Origin of the sequence: Novosphingobium fluoreni (genome assembly GCF_014196615.1) — a bacterium.
Classification (GTDB): domain Bacteria; phylum Pseudomonadota; class Alphaproteobacteria; order Sphingomonadales; family Sphingomonadaceae; genus Novosphingobium; species Novosphingobium fluoreni.
Genome location: NZ_JACIDY010000002.1, coordinates 210,788 through 228,752 on the forward strand (window position 1 = coordinate 210,788; position 17,965 = coordinate 228,752).

At 65.0% G+C, this 17,965-nt stretch carries 16 protein-coding genes; 9 read left to right on the forward strand and 7 right to left on the reverse strand.

The window, feature by feature from the left end:
- Positions 1-11: 11 nt before the first annotated feature.
- The 6 genes from GGR39_RS04695 to GGR39_RS04720 form a co-directional block, all read right to left on the reverse strand.
- Positions 12-395 (reverse strand): hypothetical protein, encoded by a 384-nt coding sequence (locus tag GGR39_RS04695; RefSeq protein WP_183616106.1) that lies wholly within the window; start codon positions 393-395, stop codon positions 12-14.
- Positions 395-1,618 (reverse strand): molybdopterin-dependent oxidoreductase, encoded by a 1,224-nt coding sequence (locus GGR39_RS04700; protein ID WP_183616107.1) that lies wholly within the window; start codon positions 1,616-1,618, stop codon positions 395-397. Before GGR39_RS04700 ends, GGR39_RS04695 begins: the two co-directional genes overlap by 1 nt.
- Positions 1,619-1,810: 192 nt before the next feature.
- A complete protein-coding gene (locus GGR39_RS04705) occupies positions 1,811-2,896 on the reverse strand; it encodes an LLM class flavin-dependent oxidoreductase (RefSeq protein WP_246388332.1) in 1,086 nt (361 codons plus the stop codon).
- A complete protein-coding gene (locus tag GGR39_RS04710; RefSeq protein ID WP_183616108.1) occupies positions 2,893-3,801 on the reverse strand; it encodes an aldo/keto reductase in 909 nt (302 codons plus the stop codon). Before GGR39_RS04710 ends, GGR39_RS04705 begins: the two co-directional genes overlap by 4 nt.
- Entirely contained in the window at positions 3,798-4,829 is a 1,032-nt protein-coding gene (locus tag GGR39_RS04715; RefSeq protein WP_183616109.1) for a LacI family DNA-binding transcriptional regulator, read from the reverse strand. The genes GGR39_RS04710 and GGR39_RS04715 overlap by 4 nt, the downstream gene beginning before the upstream one ends.
- On the reverse strand, positions 4,826-6,838 hold the full coding sequence (locus GGR39_RS04720) for an alpha-glucosidase (RefSeq protein WP_183616110.1): 2,013 nt from the start codon (positions 6,836-6,838) through the stop codon (positions 4,826-4,828). Before GGR39_RS04720 ends, GGR39_RS04715 begins: the two co-directional genes overlap by 4 nt.
- 143 nt (positions 6,839-6,981) lie before the next feature.
- Here GGR39_RS04720 and GGR39_RS04725 point away from each other — a divergent pair, with 143 nt between their 5' ends.
- Positions 6,982-9,282 carry a TonB-dependent receptor gene (locus tag GGR39_RS04725; RefSeq protein WP_183616111.1) on the forward strand — a complete coding sequence of 767 codons (2,301 nt, stop codon included), beginning with the start codon at positions 6,982-6,984 and terminating at the stop codon, positions 9,280-9,282.
- A gap of 93 nt (positions 9,283-9,375) precedes the next feature.
- Here the strand turns inward: GGR39_RS04725 and GGR39_RS04730 are convergent, their stop codons facing one another.
- The gene (locus tag GGR39_RS04730) at positions 9,376-9,993 is read right to left on the reverse strand and encodes a DNA-3-methyladenine glycosylase family protein (protein ID WP_183616112.1); all 618 of its coding nucleotides are present in this window, start codon (positions 9,991-9,993) and stop codon (positions 9,376-9,378) included.
- Positions 9,994-10,140: 147 nt separating this feature from the next.
- Between GGR39_RS04730 and GGR39_RS04735 the strand changes: the two genes are divergently transcribed.
- The 8 genes from GGR39_RS04735 to GGR39_RS04770 all read left to right on the forward strand — a co-directional run bounded on the left by GGR39_RS04735 (position 10,141) and on the right by GGR39_RS04770 (position 17,964).
- Complete coding sequence (locus GGR39_RS04735; RefSeq protein WP_183616113.1) at positions 10,141-11,139, forward strand: cysteine synthase A; 999 nt, start codon at positions 10,141-10,143, stop codon at positions 11,137-11,139.
- A 15-nt stretch (positions 11,140-11,154) separates the two neighbouring features.
- Positions 11,155-11,502 (forward strand): hypothetical protein, encoded by a 348-nt coding sequence (locus tag GGR39_RS04740; protein WP_221225969.1) that lies wholly within the window; start codon positions 11,155-11,157, stop codon positions 11,500-11,502.
- Positions 11,465-12,211 carry a DUF4350 domain-containing protein gene (locus tag GGR39_RS04745; RefSeq protein WP_183616114.1) on the forward strand — a complete coding sequence of 249 codons (747 nt, stop codon included), beginning with the start codon at positions 11,465-11,467 and terminating at the stop codon, positions 12,209-12,211. Before GGR39_RS04740 ends, GGR39_RS04745 begins: the two co-directional genes overlap by 38 nt.
- A gap of 386 nt (positions 12,212-12,597) precedes the next feature.
- Positions 12,598-13,152, forward strand: coding sequence for a division/cell wall cluster transcriptional repressor MraZ (locus GGR39_RS04750; RefSeq protein ID WP_343055773.1), 555 nt, complete (start codon positions 12,598-12,600; stop codon positions 13,150-13,152).
- Complete coding sequence (gene rsmH, locus GGR39_RS04755) at positions 13,149-14,123, forward strand: 16S rRNA (cytosine(1402)-N(4))-methyltransferase RsmH (protein ID WP_183616115.1); 975 nt, start codon at positions 13,149-13,151, stop codon at positions 14,121-14,123. Before GGR39_RS04750 ends, rsmH begins: the two co-directional genes overlap by 4 nt.
- The gene (locus tag GGR39_RS04760) at positions 14,120-14,671 is read left to right on the forward strand and encodes a hypothetical protein (RefSeq protein WP_183616116.1); all 552 of its coding nucleotides are present in this window, start codon (positions 14,120-14,122) and stop codon (positions 14,669-14,671) included. The genes rsmH and GGR39_RS04760 overlap by 4 nt, the downstream gene beginning before the upstream one ends.
- Positions 14,672-16,489: a peptidoglycan D,D-transpeptidase FtsI family protein gene (locus GGR39_RS04765; protein WP_183616117.1), complete on the forward strand. Its 1,818-nt coding sequence runs from the start codon at positions 14,672-14,674 to the stop codon at positions 16,487-16,489.
- Entirely contained in the window at positions 16,486-17,964 is a 1,479-nt protein-coding gene (locus tag GGR39_RS04770) for a UDP-N-acetylmuramoyl-L-alanyl-D-glutamate--2,6-diaminopimelate ligase (RefSeq protein WP_183616118.1), read from the forward strand. Before GGR39_RS04765 ends, GGR39_RS04770 begins: the two co-directional genes overlap by 4 nt.
- Position 17,965 lies beyond the last annotated feature (1 nt).

Below are 17,965 nucleotides of genomic sequence, written 5' to 3' on the forward strand. Positions count from 1 at the left end.
CGCCGAAAGCCTCAGTCCTTCTTGGAAGGCTGGGTCGCCATCAATGCCTCTACGATCGCGCCGGTTTCCTCCTTGGCGAACGGTGCGCCATAGGCTTCGCGCATTTTCGTGACTTCCGCCGTCCACGTCTTGCGATCAAGCGGCGGCTGGTAGCGGATCATGCTGGTCGAGTGGCAGGCGAGACAGGTGCGGTTGAGGAGAGCGGCGTGTTCCCCCTCGCCAAAGGTTTCGGCGTCCTCAGGCAAGGTGATGCTGGCCTTCTGGATCGAGGCCAGCGGGGCGAAGCTATCCGGTTGGGGCGCGCTGGCCATGTCTTCGGCGGTCGTATCGCGCTCTCCCTGGCAGCCGCTTGCCAGCAGCAGCATCAGCGCAATCGAAAGAGTGGCGGCGCGCATCAGGCGATCTCCACCGGGCAGGGCTCAACGCAATTGCGCATGTAGCCGCCGGGATTCCAGTTGGCCTTCATCGGCTGCACCGCGCCATCGGCGTTGGTGGCCCGGCTCATCAACACGACCTGACCGCGCGCGACCGGCAACGACGCTTCGAAGCGGCGGAAACCGTAACGGCCTTGATCCTTGTCCAACTTGGCATCCTGCCACGTCTGGCCGCCATCGGCTGACACTTCGACACGCTTCACGCCGGTGTCTCCGCCCATGGCGATGCCGCGCAGGGGCAAGCGATCGGCATAGGGGATGCGCGCGCCGGGTTCCGCGCTGGTGATCCAGGAGCGCACGTTCATCGTGCTGATTGGCGTCTTGGCGAAATCGGTGGTTCCGGGCGTTACGTTCGCCCCCGCAGCGGTGGGGATCTGATAGGCCTTGGCCATCCAGTAATTGGCGTCCTTGCCGGAGAAGAGCTCAATCTGGTTGAGCGACTTGACCCAATACGTCGAGTACCAGCCCGGCACGATCAACCGCAGGGGGAAGCCGTTCAGCAGCGGCAATTGCTCCCCGTTCATGGCAAAGGCCACCATGACTTCGCCGTTCATCGCATGATCGAGCGCCAGTGATTTCTCGAACGGGTCGACCTGCGTCAGCGGCTTGTCCAGCCCGCCGAAGCGCACATGGCTGGCGGTGGACACACCGGCCTTTTCCAGCAGCGTCTTGAGCGCCACGCCTTCCCACATCGCGTTGCCCATCGCGCCATGCGCCCACTGCGCACCGGGCACGCGCGGATCAAACAGGCCACGGCTATTGCCCGAACACTGGTTGACCGCTGCATAGGAGATGCGTGGCATCTTGAGGATATCGGCCAGGAATAGCGAAACCGGCTGCTTGCCGCCCGTGATGGTCAGGCGGAAGGCATCCGCGTCCACATCCAGCGGAATGTCGGCCCAGTGCCAGCGCACGAAGAAGCGGTCGTTCGGCGTGAATACGCCCTGGTCGAACACGCTGAGCGGCGTTTCCAGCAACGGCGGCCGATTGCGCTGCAGGATCATCTCACCCTTGCCGGGAAACCCGCTGGTGAGCGGGCGTTGCTCCCGTCCGCTTGAGAACAGCAGCTGCGCCATGCCGCCGCTCTGGGCGAGGGCCGCGCCGCCGGCCAGCGTCAGCGCCCCGCCGGTGAGCAGGCGGCGCCGTGCCAGGGTGCGGGCGAGGAAGGGATCGAGACGGTCCATGATCGCTTTCTAATCTAATCCAGCGTCTTAGTCATTCGGGGCAAGGCCAGGCTCTTCGTCCCGCTTTCCCGAAGAATGACGAACTACGCGTGGCGTGCATCACGCGCGCCATGCGCGCTTCCTGTCGGGAAACCATCGCCGTTCGTGTTGAGCGAAGTCCAGATACCTCGCCCACGCGAATGGCGCAGGACTTCACATCACCAGCGGTCCGTGGTTCAGCTTGGGCAGCACGTGGCGCGCGAACAGGTCCGCCTCGGCGGCGTGGGGGTAGCCGGAGAGGATGAAGGCATCGATGCCCTCCGCTTGGTAGGCGCGCAGCTTGGCGAGGACCTGGTCGGGGTTGCCGACGATCGCCGCGCCGCAGCCCGAGCGGGCACGGCCTATGCCGGTCCACAGATTTTCCTCCACGAAGCCGTCGCCCCCCGCTGCCGAGCGCAGCTCCGCCTGGCGGGTCACGCCGACAGAGGCGCTGTCGAGCGACTTCTTGCGGATTTCCTCACCCGTCTGGTCGTCCAGCTTGGACAGCAGACGATCGGCATAGGCGCGTGCCTCGTCCTCGGTTTCGCGCACGATCACGTGAGCGCGATAGCCGAACTTAAGGGTGCGGCCATGCTTTGCGGCACGTGCGGTCATGTCTGCGATCGTCTCGCGCGTCTTGTCCATCGTGTCCGGCCACATCAGGTAGACATCGCAGCCCTGCGCCGCCGCTTCGCGCGCATCTTCGGACAGGCCGCCGAAATAGAGCGGCGGGCATTTACCCGATACGGTGCCGATCCGCGCCGGGGCGAGGTCGAGATCGAAGAATTCGCCCTTGTACTTCAGATGCTCGCCCGAGAGCATGATCTTGAGGATCTGCATGATCTCCAGCGTGCGCTGATAGCGCGGGCGGCTCTCCATCTTCTCGCCGGGAAGATCGGAGGAGATGATGTTCACCGTCAGCCGCCCGCCCAGGATGCGGTCCAGCGTGGCGATGCGGCGGGCCAGCTGCGGCGGCCAGTCCTCGCCCATGCGCAGGGCCCAAAGCAGGCGGATGGTCTTGGTCAGCGGCGCGATGGCGCCTGCGAACATCGTCGTGTCGATGCCCAGCTGATAGCCGGAGGGCAGCAGGATATTGTCGAACCCACCCTTTTCGGCTTGCAGCACGATATTGCGGCAATGCTCCCAACTGGACGCCAGCATCGGGTCGGGCTGTCCCAGGAACTCGTAGTCATCATCGCACAGCGCCGAAAACCAGCTGACTTCGCAGGTTTTGTCCGCATTCATGGCGTTCTGTGTCATGGCAGGGGCTCTCCTTTGGCGGCGACCAGCACGCCGTACCAGCGGGCCCGGTCCCAACGGACCTTGAGCGCGTCGGCGGCTTCGGCGATCCGGTCTGCCTTTTGTGATCCAACGATGGGGATAGGGCGCGCGGGGTGCGCCATGATCCAGCTATAGGCGGCCGCGGTGCGCGAAACCGCGAATTCCTGCGCCACCTCGTCCAGCGCGTCGGCAGCGGCTTTCGCGCGTTCGTCTTGCGGATTGGCGATGCGTCCGCCGCCCAGGGGTGACCAGGCCATGACCGCCATGTCCATCGCGATCGCCTGATCCAGCTCGCCATTCTCGATCGGAGCCAGCTTCAGCGGCGAAAGCTCGGGCTGCGTGGAAACGATCGGCAGCGACAGGTACTGCTGTAGCGTGGCGATCTGGCTGACAGTGAAGTTGGAAACGCCAAAGCTGCGGATCTTGCCAGCCTTGTGCGCAGCCTCGATGGCCTGGGCGATCTCGGCCGGATGGGTTAGAATGTCGGGGCGGTGGATCTGCCACAGCTCGACATGATCGGTACCCAGCCGTTGCAACGAAGCATCGATCGCGTTGGTGAGATAACTGGCGCTGGAATCGTAGGGCACGCCCATCGAGATGCCGCCCTTCGTGGCGATGGTGAACTTGTCACGCAGGGTACCGTTGGTCGCCAGCGCGCGGCCCAGCAGCACTTCGGATGCGCCGAACGGCTCGTTGTTGTCCGGGCCGTAGATGTCGGCAGTATCGATAAAGTCGATCCCGGCACCCAGTGCGGCATGAAGCAGCGCGACGACGGCGTCGACGTCATCGCCGCGAAGGCGCCAGTTGCCCCAGGCGAGGGCGGAGACCGTCAGGCCGCTTTTGCCAAGCGGGCGGCGGCTTTCCAGGGCGGGAAGAAGGGTCATGAAAGGTCCTGTGAGGAGAGGAGATCGGGATTGACGGGGGCGACCGAGGCGCGCTCGATCAGGTCGTGTTGCAGGCGGCGGTGCGTAAGTTGCGCCCCCTGGAGCAGCAATTGCGTGGCGGCGAAGGCCATTTCGCGCGTGGGCTGATGGATCGTGGTCAGTTGCGGCCACACCATGCGCGCCAGCGTGGTATCGTCGAACCCGGCAACCGAAAGGTCCTGCGGCACCGACAAGCCCATGTCATGCGCCACGGACAGGACACCGGCGGCCATATCGTCGTTGCTGGCAAAGATCGCGCTGGGGCGGGTGGGACCGTTGAGAAACAGGTGTGCCGCCGCGACGCCGCTGTCGAAATCGAATTCGCCGGGGGCGACCAGCGCCGGTTCGAACGGCAGGCCCGCACGGTCCAGCGCGCGGCGATAGCCGAACAGGCGCTCTTCCGATGCCATGTGGCTAGAATGGCCGCGGATGAAGCCGATCTTCCGATGCCCTTGCGCGATGAGGTAGCTGGTCATGTCGTCCGCCGCCTGGGCGTCGTCCATGAAGACGGACGAGGTCATCGCGTGGTTGGTGCCGGGCGATATCCGCACGAATGGGATGTCCATGCCTTCCAGCGCCTTCAGCACCGGCGCGCAGTCCGTGACGGGGGACGACAGCACGACGCCATCGACATGGGTTTCGGTCACGAGGCCGCGCACCTGCTCGCCCACCATGGCATCACCCACGTCCACCGGTTGGGCCAGCAGGCGAGAATTGGATGCCTGGCAGGCCTCCCAGCAGCCCATCTGCACCTGGTTCATGTAGTAAGGGCTATGATTGTCGTAGATGAGGGCGATCTGGCCGGACTTGTTGCCCGCCAGGATGCGCGCCGCCACGCTGGGGCGGAACTCCAGCTCCTGCATCGCTTTTTCCACGCGCTCCCGCGTGTCCTGGCTGACATAGCGGTGGCCGTTGAGAACGCGGCTGACCGTCTTCACCGACACGCCCGCCAGCGCGGATACGTCCTTGATGTTGGACCGATCACTCATGCTTGTGTCTCCAGCGAGGCGAACAGCGGCGCGAACGGGCTGTCTGGGCGATAGAACACCGGCGGCCGGCCATAGGGCGCCTTCACGAAATGCGTGCCGGGCGCGAGGTCCTCGCCGCTCCACAGATGACGCCAGGGCGCATCTCCCGGCAGGATGACGTTACGGCCGGTGGATCGCGCCTCCACGATCGGAGCCACCAGCATGTCCACGCCGTAAAGGTATTGGTCCTGCACGCTGAACAGCGCGTCCTCGAAATAGTGCAGGAACAGCGGCCGCTGCACCGGCAGGCCGGTCTTAACCGCCTCGTCGCTCAGATGGCGGACATAGGGCGCAAGCTTTGCGTGAACCTGTGACATCGCCGCGAACTGCGCCAGCAGCGCCTCGGAACTGTCGATCTGGAGATTGTCGTCGGGGCGGTTGCCCTCATGACTGCGCATCACGGGGGAAAACGCGCCCAGCTCGCACCAGCGCATCATCAGATCGGCAGTGCGGACGTTGCCGTGCAGGCTGGTGTAGCCGCCGACGTCGCTATGCGAATAGGCGTTGCCGACAAGCCCGGCGGACAGCGCGGCGGTGAGGACGGTGTTGATCCCGTCGTGCCGAGTGAAATCGACCGACTGGTCCCCCGCCCACAGCAGCGGACAATGCGCCTGCACGCCAGAGAAACCGGCGCGCATGAAGAACACCGCGTCCCCGGTCCTGCCGCGCGATGCGATCGCCTTGGCGTTTGCTTCTGCCCACAGCACCGGCCAGCGGTTGTGCATCAGCATCGGATCGCTGCCATCGTGAAGCCGCAGGTCGACCGGCAGATACTCGCCGAAATCGGCCATCCAACCGGACAGACCGAAGTCCAGCATCTCCTGCCCGATCACGCGATCGGCGAACCAGTCCAACGCGGCGGGGTTGGTGAAATCGACCACGCCGCAGTCGAACTCGCCGAAATCGACGAGGTATGGCGCGTCACTGTCCTGCCGCAGCGCCAGATAGCCGGCGGCGAGCGCCTCCTGATACTGCACGCCATCGTTGGCGAGGTATGGGTTCACATAGCCCAGAAAGCGGATGCCGCGCGTCGCCAGATCGGCGATGCGGGTGGGAAGGTCAGGATAGCGGGCTGCGTTCCACGACCAGTCCCAAAACAGGCGGCGGCCAAAGGTGGTCTGGCGGATGCCGATCCAATCCTCGCACCACAGGCCGCTGACTTCGGCCCCGGCGGCAACGATCCGCTCCAGCCGCGTGAAGCTGGCCTCGCCTTCCTTAAGGCCGACGATCGCGCCGCCGATCGCCCAGTCGGGGAGGGGGGGCTGACGGCCGAAGCGGGTGCTGAGTTGGCCGACGAGATCGCGGATGTCCGGTGCGACATACAGTTCCAGCGCGAAATCGCCTTGCCACACCTCGATCCGGTGCCGCGTTGCATCGGTGAAGTCGAGCACGCTGTAGGCGCTGCTGTCCAGATGGCAGGCCATCAGGCTGGATGTAAGGAAGGTCGGCTGCGGATAATTGGTCCACCAGTAGTCACCGCCGCCCATGCAGTCTTCATCGACCAGGCGGGTCAGCTCGGTGGACTTGTCCCGGCCCACGCCAGGTTCGCTGGTCCAGATCGGAAAGCGGCGGCCCGACAAGTCGAGATAGCTCATCTGCTCGCCCCCGCCCCAGACATGCTCGCCCGGCTGCGCGGCCAGGTCGATCCAGACGCGATCGAACCGCGTATCAACGGTGCGCACCTCCAGGCGGTTTTCCGCGATCCGCAGGCGGAGAAGGGGTTGCGCGCCGTCCTGGACGGACAGGACAACATCCGCGCCGTCCATGCGCGCGAGGGAGAGGGAATGATGATCCTGCGGCGTATCGCCGATTGAGAAGTTGCCGCGAATCATCCGCACATCGGCATCACCACGCGCCACCTGGAAAGCTGGTTTGTCCGCCGTACTGCGCAAGATCACGCGATCCTCCAGCAGGAGAACGAACCCGTCATCTTCAAGCGCGAAGTTCAGCGACAACAAACCAGCTCCCATTGTGGCATATGCGACACCGAGGGCTTTTGCCGTATGGCCCTTCTTATGACAACGCTTGACAGAAATGTTCATGGGGATCAAGAGCGGATCATCAAGACCCGAGGTTTCGAAAGCCAGGGCTTTGCATCAGGAGGGGAGAACTCATGAGTCATTCGTCACACCGCCGCGTCGTCGTTCGCACCGCGCTGGCCTTTACCGCTTCGGCGCTCGCACTGTCCGCCGCCAACCCGGCTGCTGCCCAGGTCGAAGAAATTATCGTTACCGCGCAGAAGGTTAGGCAGAGCGCCCAGGACGTGCCGATCTCGATCAGCGCCGTCACCGGGGCCGCGCTGGACCGCGCTGGGGCCAAGAGCCTGGAAGACATCACCAAGATCGTCCCCTCGGTAACCTTCCGCAAGGGCACCACCAACGCCAACAGCGCGATCGTGATGCGCGGCGTGGGTACGATCAGTTTCTCGATCGCAGCGGAGCCAAGTGTGTCCACCGTTGTCGACGGCATCGTGCTTAGTCGGTCGGGCCAGTCCTTCCTCGACCTGGTGGACTTCGATCGCATCGAAGTGCTGCGCGGCCCGCAGGGTACGCTGTTCGGCAAGAACGCGTCCGCCGGCCTCGTGAACATCGTCTCAAAGGGCGGCACCGACACGTTCCAGGCCGAGGCCAATCTTTCGGGCACCACCGATGAGGAATACCGTGCGCGCCTGACCGTGTCCGGTCCGATCGCCGAAAACCTCAGTGCCCGCGTCACCGGTTTCTACGGAAACTTCGATGGCAACATCAAGAACACGTTCTACAACAAGACCGTCAACGGCTATGAGCATTACGGCGCTCGCGGCCTGCTGGACTGGGATGGCAACGGCGCGCGTGTCCGCCTGATCGCCGATTACTTCAAGGCGAACGACGATTGCTGCGCCGAAGTGACCGGCGTCTCGCGCGGGACCGTTCTCGATCGCGAGCTGGGCATCACCCCGCAGGGTGAGGACACCCGCCGCGTGAACCAGAACCTGATCACCCGCTCGCTGGACCGGCAGATGAGCTTCACGCTGAACGCCGATATCGACACTTTCGCCGATCACACCTTCAGCATCGTCACCGGCTATCGCAACTGGAGGAACACCGAACTTCGCGACGGTGACTTCCTGCCGCGCGCGCTGGTCGGCACGCCCCAGCTGCACGATCGCGGCACGGTGGAGACCGATCAGGTTTCGGCCGAAGTCCGCCTGGCTTCGCCGCAGAACCAGGCCCTGACCTATCAGGTCGGCGGCTTCCTGTGGTATTCGAAGAACACCCAGGACTTCACCCGCAGCGATATCACGTGCGCCCGGTCGACCAGCCCCGTCGACGTGACCGGCGGACAGCCTTGCAACCTGGCGGACACGGCGAACACCCTGTTCCCCACCGCCACGTCGGAAAGCAAGGTATCGTTCAGCAACTGGGCGGTCTTCGGGCAGGCGACATACGAGTTCGTCGAAGGTCTGCGCATGACCCTGGGCGGCCGCTACACGCATGACGACGTGCGCTACACCCACTTCCGTGGGCCGGCGCGCAACGCCACAAACGGGGTGATCACGGGCGGCGCGGGCCTCTCGACCGTCGGCGCGGGGGGCACGCTGCCCAATGGCAATGGCACCAACTTGTCACGCGGCCAGACGGACGCCAGCAACTTCTCGGGCCGCGCCGTGCTGCAGTACGATGTCGCCAAGGACGTGATGGTCTACGGCAGCTATACCCGCGGTTATAAGGGGCCGGCCTTCAACGTCTTCTTCAACCACACCGCGCCCACCAACTCGACGCCGATCGATCCTGAAAAGTCGAACAGCTACGAAGTGGGTCTGAAGAGCCAGTTCTTCGACCGTATGGTGCAGGTGAATGCCACCGCGTTCCTGGTCGATTATAAGGGTTTCCAGGCCAACAACTTCGTGCTGCTGAACGGCGCCGTCGTCACCAACCTGACGAATGCCGGCTCAGTGCGGTCGAAGGGTTTCGAAGTGGACACTACGTTCGCGCCGACCGAAGGCCTGACCTTCCGCGCCAACCTGGCCTATGCCGATGCAAAGGTGCGCCGCTTCAACCCCAACCCGCTGACCAACGCGCCTGACGCGCGAGACGGCACCCGCCTGCCGCTGGCGCCCAAGTTCAGCTACACCGTGGGTGCGGACTATGACGTCGATGCGGGGCCGGCCAAGCTCTACTTGTCGACCGACTGGCACCATGTCAGCAAGCAGTTCTCTGACCTGGGTGAAAGCGGGCCGATCGATCCCTACGGCATCTGGAACGCCAGCGTCGGCGTGTCGGACGCGGACGACAAGTACCGCCTGACCTTCTTCGTCCGCAACATTCTGGACAAGAGCTACGTGCTTCTCAACACCACCGCCGGGCAGCGCCTGATGATCCCGCGTGATGCGGATCGCTACGCCGGTGCGAATTTGCGAGTGCGTTTCGACTGAGGGCCCAGGCGCGGGGGAACGCGCCTCCTTGATCGGCACTTGCGGAAAACCCCCGGCGCTTCTCTCCCGCCGGGGGTTTTTTATCGCCCGCGTTCAGAGCGCCGGGTTGTTGTACATATGCCAAGTGAAGATCGCCGCCGCGCCGCGGTGCGGTCGCCAGGGTTCGGCCAGATCGCGCGTCTGCTTTTCGCTGGGGCGGGCGTCCAGGCCCAGGATCTTGTGCAGGCCCGCCTGCACCGCCAGGTCGCCAGCGGGCCAGATGTCCGGCCGGCCCTCGGCGAACAGCAGGTAGATTTCGGCAGACCATCGCCCGATGCCCTTGATCCGCACCAACTGCGTGATCGCGGCTTCGTCGTCGGCGGGCAGGTTATCCAGATCGAGCGAACCGGCCGTCACCAGTTCGCACAAGGACCGTGCATAACCCTGCTTCTGGCGAGAAAGGCCGCAGCCGCGCAGCGCCTCGAACTCGGCGGCGAGTAGGACTTCGGGCGGGATGCTTTCGCCCAGCAGCGCCTGAAGCTTGTTCCATACCGAGGCGGCGGAGGCGACGCTGACCTGCTGGCCCACGATCGTACGCAGCAGCGTGGCGTAGCCGGTTTCGTAAACGCGCGGTTCGGGATAGCCTGCCACCGCCAGGGCATGGGCGATGCGTGGCTCTGCCGCAGCTATCGTATCCAATCCTTCGCGGATCGCCTCTGCCTTCAAGCCCATCGAATTTGGCCCATCGGATCGTTTGCCTTCCTGCTTATGCCGGCGACCGATGCCGCAGCCATGAAGCCACAAGATATGCGTCCATCGCGCGGCTGCAACGCCACTTGGCGATTGCGCGGCGCTCCGCTTCTTCCTACTTCCCACGGCATGACAGCGCCTGACATTCGCCGCTCCTCCCTCGATCTCATCGGCAACACGCCGCTCGTCCTTTTGAAGGGGCCGAGCGAGGAGGCGGGCTGCGAAATCTGGGGCAAGTGCGAATTCGCCAACCCCGGTGCCTCTGTGAAGGACCGTGCGGCACTGTGGATCGTGCGCGATGCGGAAGAGAAGGGGCTGCTGCAGCCTGGCGGTACCATCGTGGAAGGCACGGCGGGCAACACCGGCATCGGCCTGGCGCTGGTCGCCAACGCCCTGGGCTACAAGACCGTGATCGTCATGCCCGAGACGCAATCGCGCGAAAAGATGGACACGCTGCGGGCATTGGGCGCGGAGCTGGTGCTGGTGCCTGCCGCGCCCTTCTCCAACCCCGGCCACTTCGTCCACACCTCGCGGCGGTTGGCGGAAGAGACGCAAGGCGCGATCTGGGCCAACCAGTTTGACAATATCGCCAACCGCAAGTCGCACATCGAAAGCACTGCACCGGAAATCTGGCAACAGATGGAGGGCCGAATCGATGGCTTTACTTGCGCGGCGGGCACGGGCGGCACGATCGCGGGCGTGGGCATGGGCCTGAAGGCGTTCGATGAAAACATCACCATCGCGCTCACCGATCCGCACGGCGCGGCACTCTATAACTATTACGCCTGTGGCGAGCTGAAGGCTGAGGGGTCTTCGGTCGCGGAAGGCATCGGGCAAGGCCGCATCACGGCCAACCTGGAGGGCGCGCCGATCGATACGCAATTCCGGATTTCGGACGAGGAGGGGATCAAGTGGGTCCGGCGCCTCCTGTCGGAAGAGGGGCTGTGCCTGGGCATGTCCTCCGGCATCAACGTGACCGGAGCGGTGGCGCTGGGCAAGCAACTGGGCGCAGGTTCGCGTGTGGCGACGATCCTGTGCGACACGGGCTTTCGCTATCTCTCCTCGCTTTACAACCGGGAATGGCTGGAGGCTAAAGGCTTGCCGGTCTTCCCATGGCTGGCACAATAAGCTAACATCTCGCCGATGGCAGGAAACGTTCCGCCTCGCATTGTCGAGCCGATCCAGACGCCGCAGCACTACGCGCCGCCCAATGCGCGCGAACTGCGCATGCAGGCGATCCACCGCCTTCAGGTGGGCTTGATCGGGCTGTGCGCGATGCTGCTGATCGTGGGGCTGGCCAACATCATCATGGATCGCGCCAGGCTGGGCGATGTGCGTGAGCCGGTGGAGCAAGTGGTGGCGGTCGACACCCAGGCCAAGAAGCCGGCCAGTGAGCCGCTGGCGGATATCGGCGTCGTCCCCGCCGCAGACCCCACGCCGGGCAGCAGCCCCGATGCCGCGCAACCATCCGGAGCGGTTCCTGCGCCTTAAGGGGATGCGCACCGCTGCCCTCCCGTTCCTTGTGGCGCTGGCGTCTTGCGCACAGGGTCAGGAGAAGGTGCCGGAGCGGGTGATCGGTCTTTCCAGCAGCCTGCCGCTTGTCTGGGCCGAAGCCGGGGATATCCGGGGACAGCTTTCCGATACCACAGGCAAACACTGGGCGTTGCAGGCGATGGAGCGGCGGGGCAGGGTCATTCCGCTCGACACCCTCGCCGGGCCAAAGGGGCTTCCGCTGCTGCATGACGCCTTGCTGGTGCTGGCGCAGCCCCGCCCGCTGACCCCGGACGAGAATGTCGCTCTCGATGCTTGGGTACGGGCAGGCGGTCGCCTGTTGCTATTCGCCGATCCGATGCTGACGGCGCATTCGGACTTCGCTCTGGGTGATCCGCGCCGACCACAGGACATCGCCATGCTCTCGCCGATCCTGCGGCACTGGGGATTGGAGATGACCTTCGATCCTGATCAGCCCGCGGGAGAATCACAGGCCCGGGCATTCGGCGTCAGCGTGCCGACAAATCTGTCCGGGCGATTCGTGGCCAGGCCGGATGCGCAGTGTCGTCTTGCCGCGGATGGAATCGCGGCCAACTGTGTCATCGGCCGGGGCCGGGCGATCATCATTGCGGACGCTGCGGTGTTCGATGGGGATGATGCGGGACAAGCTGAGGCAATCACGGGATTGCTGGGGCTTCTCAGCCGCTGATATCCCCTGGCGGCCAACTGCGCCGGACGGAAAATCCTGTAAATACAATATGTAGCGTCAGCAGACGCCGTCGGTGTCTTCTGGCCCTGGTCAACCCCACCTCCGCCTCATTAAAGCTGCTAGACCGGTCGAGGTCTGGAGCGTGGGGACGAGTGGGGAGAGCCCGATTGATACCGTTTACCTGCCTATACCCTCGCAATTGCGTGCTATTGCACAATCGCGAAGATTGTTCCGAGTAAACAATCAACAATTTTCAAGGGATCGATCCCCACTTTTCCCTTTCCGGCCCGCTCTGGAACCGATAAAAGCGGCATCAATCGGAATGACTGAACCTCCTCGTGATTACGCCGATCACGGGAACCCGGCCGCTCGAAGGGTGGCCGGGCTTGGGGGAAGTCATTCGCGAGACGGGGCTATTCGAAGGGTCAGAGTCGCGAAAAATGGCGGGGCAGCCGTTGATCTACCGGGGGCAGGGCTTCTCGCTTCGACGCGATAAGAACCGCTTCGTGCTGCCCAATCTGTTCCGTGGCACCGTCCGCGAATCGAGCGGCAGCCAGGTGCTTTGCCTCGCCAAGCATGAAAGCTGGAACTGCCTTGTCGGCTACGGCCTGTCCCGCGTGGCCCAGTTTGAAGACATCATCGAGCAGGAGCGCGAATTCGCCATGAAGTCCGGTCAGCCCTTCGACCGGGATATGAAGGCGATGACGCTGTACAACTACCACGAGATTCCGTTCGACGGCTCGGGCCGCTTTGTCCTGCCAGAGGATCTCGCCACTTTGGCCGAAGTGGACGACCAGCTCTATTTCCAGGGCGCCGGCCAGTACTTCTTCGTCTTCGCCCCAGGCGCGCTTGCCGCCATGACCGAGCCCCAGTTCAAGGGCGCGCAAGTTTCCTGTGCCAGCCTCGCCAAGGCTGAGCTGAAGAAGGCGGGCCGCGCATGACCGCCGCCGCATCCCATGCCCCGCACATCCCCGTCCTGCTGGAGGAAGTCATCGCGGCGCTGCGTCCTGCCCCGGGCACAGTCATGGTCGATGCCACGTTCGGCGCGGGCAGCTACACCCGGCGACTCCTGGATGCGGGGGCGACCGTCCATGCCTTCGATCGCGATCCAGACGCCATCGCGGCCGCGCAGGGCAACCCGCAAGGATGGCCCGAGCTTGGTGGCGATGCCCCGCGCCTCGTGCTGCACCCCCGCCGGTTTTCGGAAATGGTGGATACTTTGGCTGAGCTGGGGATAGCGCGGGTTGACGGCATTGCGATGGATATCGGTGTGTCCTCAATGCAGCTGGATCAACCCACGCGCGGCTTTGCATTTTCCAGCAACGGCCCGCTGGACATGCGCATGAGCCAGGAGGGGGAATCCGCGGCCGATTTTCTGAACTCCGCCGAAGAGAGCGCGATCGCCGACGTGCTCTATACCTATGGCGAGGAGCGTCAGTCGCGTCGGGTGGCCCGCGCGATCGTGGCGGCGCGTCCGCTGCAGACCACCGAGGACCTGGCGCGTGTGGTGCGCAAGGCGCTTGGCTATCACGCTGGTGCGCCCAAGGATCCCGCAACCCGCAGCTTCCAGGCGATCCGCATTCACGTGAACGGCGAACTGGACGAGCTGGAGGGCGGCCTGGCCGCGGCAGAGACGCTGCTGGCACCGGAAGGTCGCCTGGCCGTGGTCTCGTTCCACTCGCTGGAAGACCGCGTGGTGAAGCAGTTCCTGCGCGAAGCCAGCGGGGGCAATGCCTCCACCTCGCGCCACTTGCCGCAAGTCGCGCCCGCCGATGCGCCGACCTTCGCACAGGTCTCGAAGGCCATTCGCCCCGGCGATGGCGAAGTCGCCATCAATCCCCGCTCGCGCTCCGCCACCCTGCGCAGCGCCGTCCGCACCCAAGCCCCCGCCCGCTCGAGGAAATCCGCATGAACCTCACTCGCGATCGCGTCCATTCGATTGGTTGGATGACCGTGCTGCTGATCTGCGGCGCGCTGAGTATCGCGCTGATGCTTCGGGTGAATGCGGTGAAGAGCCAGGTCGCGGGCACGGAAAGGCGCATCGCCTACCTGCAGCGCGATATCGATTTCCTGCAGACCGAATTCCAGACCCGCTCCAATCAGCAGCAGCTGAAGACGCTGAACGAGGTGGAGTTCGGCTACGAAGCCCCGCGTGCCGAACAGTATATCGAAGGTGAGCGCCAGTTGGCGGCGCTGGGCAAGGCGGCGGCTCCGGGCGCGCCTGCACCGATCCGCTACGCCAGCGCCGACAAGGCGGCAGAGGGCAGCGAAAACACGGGTGATGGCGGCCTGTTGGCGATGGTTTCCCCCGTCACCGGCATGGGTGCGGCGGTCGCTCGCACCGTATCCGACGCGGGCAGCACGCCGGACGACAAGGTCGAGGCAAAGGCGCTGGCTCGCGATGCGCGTGGCCTGGGCAAGCGGCTGGCCCGCATCCAGCTCGCCTCGGACGTCCAGTAAATGGCCACGCGCGCCCTCTCGCCCGATAGCATCACGCCGCTTCCCGCAGGGGTTAAGCGGCCGCAGCCGGCGGCGCGCCTGGCTTTTTCCAATCCTGACCCGGTTACGCCGACTGTCCCGCTCTCCACGGGCCGGCACCGCCTGAACAATGTGCGGCAAAAGGCGCTGCTCGTCGCCAAGTGGCGCGCGCTGTGGGTGCTGGCGGGCTTTGCCCTGCTGGCGACTTGCGCGATGGTGCGCCTCTCGTTCCTGGGCTTGACCGGCGGCTTCGGCCCCCGCGCCGATATGGCCGCGTTCATGACGCCCTCTCGCGGGATCATCGTCGATCGTAACGGCACGCCGATGGCGCGCGATTTCCATGTCTATTCGCTGTGGTTCAATCCCAAGGCGATGACCGATGGCCCGCCGCTGGTGGGCAAGCCCGCCGACGTAGCCGCCAAGCTGCATGCGATCTTCCCCGATCTCGACGTCAAGCGCGTGACCAGCATGCTGATGTCCGGCCAGAAGGGCTATCTGCGTAAGTCGATCCTGCCCGAGGAAGCGAACCGCGTGCATGCGCTGGGTGAGCCGGCGCTGGAATTCCCGCAGGAAACCACGCGCTTCTACCCGCAAGGGTCCACCGCCGCGCACGTTCTGGGCTTTGTCGATTCGTACGGCAACGGCAAGGTCGGCATGGAGGAAGCGTTTGACGCCCGCCTCAAGTCCGCCGAGGGGCGCGCCACGCCGATGAACCTTTCGATCGACGTCCGGGTGCAGGGCGCGCTGGAAGACGAGCTGGGCCGTGGCATGGCGCTCTCCGCCGCCAAGGGCGCGGCGGGTGTCGTGCTGGACGTCGATACCGGCGAAGTACTGGCGCTGGCCTCGCTTCCTTCGTTCGATCCCAACAAGATCGACAAGGCGAACACGCCCAACATCTTCAACCGCGTGACCAACCAGGTCTACGAGCTGGGCTCCACGTTCAAGCCGATCACGGTGGCCTCGGCACTGGACGCGGGCACGATCACCAATCTTGGTCGCCGCTGGCCGGCCTCGCCGTTGCATGTCGCGGGCTTCACGATTCATGACAGCCACAACTTCGGCGGCTCGCTCAACGTCCCCGAGACGCTGATCCACTCATCCAACGTCGTCACCGCGCAGATCGCCGACGAACTGGGCGGCGTGCGTCTGAAGAAGACGATGGAAGCGCTGCACATGAATGCCCGGCCCAGCATCGAGCTGCCCGCGCGTGGCTTCCCCATCTGGCCCTCGGGCGTGTGGCCGCGCCTGCGCACCATGACCGTATCTTACGGCCACGGCATCGCGGTAACGCCGCTGCACCTTGCCTCTGCCTACGCCGCGCTGGTGAACGGCGGCATCTATCGGCCCGCCACGCTCAAGAAGCTGGAGCCCGGCCAGGTGCCGCAGGGTGAGCGTGTGTTCACCGCCGCCACCAGCGCGCGTCTTCGCCAGTTGCTGCGGATGATCGTGGCGTTCGGCACCGGCCGCAAGGCGGATGCGCCGGGCTTCCGGGTCGGTGGCAAGACCGGCTCGGCGGAAAAGCCGGGCGCCGGCGGCTATCAGCGCCATTCGTTGATCGCGACCTTTGCGTCCGCCTTCCCGATGGATCACCCGCGATACGTCGTGATCGCGATGATCGATGAGCCGCAGGGTACCAAGGCCACGTCCTTCCAGCGCACCGCCGCCTGGAACGCCGCGCCGGTGATCAGCCGTGTGGTGCCCCGGATCGGACCGCTGCTGGGCATCATGCCGGACGAGACGCGCGATATCGACATCTCGGACATCCGCTCGCTCGTACCCGCCGGGGCGGACAAGGAATGAAACTTTCCGCGCTCGCCACGATGTCCGGTTTCACGCTTCCGGGTGATAGGGATGGCAATGTCACCGGCTTTGCGATCGATCATCGCAAGGTCGCGCCGGGCACGGTATTCGGCGCGTTCCCGGGGGCTCGCGTCAACGGCGAAGACTTCATTCCCGCCGCGATCGAGGCAGGCGCCGTCGCGATCGTCGCTCGTGCCGAGGCGATGGTGGCGGGCGTTGCCCATTTCGCCGATGCCGAACCGCGCCGCGCCTTCGCGCGCCTGGCGCAGGGTTTCTATCAGCCGGTGCCCGAAACCCTGGTTGCGGTGACGGGCACGAACGGCAAGACCTCCACCGTGGAACTGACGCGCCAGCTGTGGCGCATGGCGGGCCTGCGCGCCGCCTCGATCGGCACTCTGGGGGTGACGACCAGCGATGAAAGCGTTTCCACCGGCCTGACCAGCCCCGATATCGTCACGTTCCTGTCGAACATGACCGGTCTGGCGCGCGAAGGTGTAACCCACGTCGCGTTCGAAGCCTCAAGCCATGGCCTTTCGCAATTCCGCAGCGAAGGTCCGCGCGTGGCGGCGGCGGCCTTTACCAATCTCAGCCGCGATCACCTCGATTACCATGCAACGATGGAAGACTACTTCGCAGCCAAGATGAGGTTGTTCGACGAAGTTGTTGCGAACGATGGCACCGCGGTCGTCTGGGCGGACGATGCCTGGTCGGGCAAGGCCGTTGCCCATGCCGAGGCGCGGGGGTTGAAGCTTTTCACGGTTGGCGAGCGGGGCACCGACCTGAAGCTGGTTTCGCGCGCGCCGACCTTGCTGGGCCAGACTCTGGTGGTGGAACACGCCGGGCAGCAGGTGAAGATCGAAGTGCCGCTGATCGGGGCTTATCAGGCTGCTAATGCGCTCGTAGCGGCAGGTCTGGTGCTGGCGACGGGCGGCGATGCGAAGCAGACCTTCGATGCCATGAAGCGCCTGCAGACGGTGCGCGGGCGGTTGGAACGTGCGGCGGTTTCATCGCGCGGCGCGCCGATCTACGTCGACTACGCCCATACGCCCGACGCGCTGGAAGCGGCCATTGCCGCCTTGCGCCCGCACGTTTCGGGTCGGTTGATCGTGGTGTTCGGCGCAGGCGGGGACAGGGATCAGGGCAAGCGGCCGCAGATGGGCCGGGTTGCCTGCCGCAACGCAGATACAGTTATCGTCACCGACGACAATCCGCGCGGGGAAGACCCCGCCGCGATCCGGGCCATGGTGCTGGCCGGGTGCGTCGAAGGGGCTATGGAAATCGGAGATCGCCGCGATGCCATCGGCGCGGCGATCGCTGAGGCTGGCGGCGGGGACATCGTCCTCGTTGCCGGCAAGGGGCATGAACAGGGGCAGGTGGTAGGCAGCGGCGCACATGCGCGCGTGCTGCCGTTCGACGACGTGACGGTCGCCAGAGAAATGTCTGGCGCACAAGCTATCCCCTTGGGAGACCATTGAA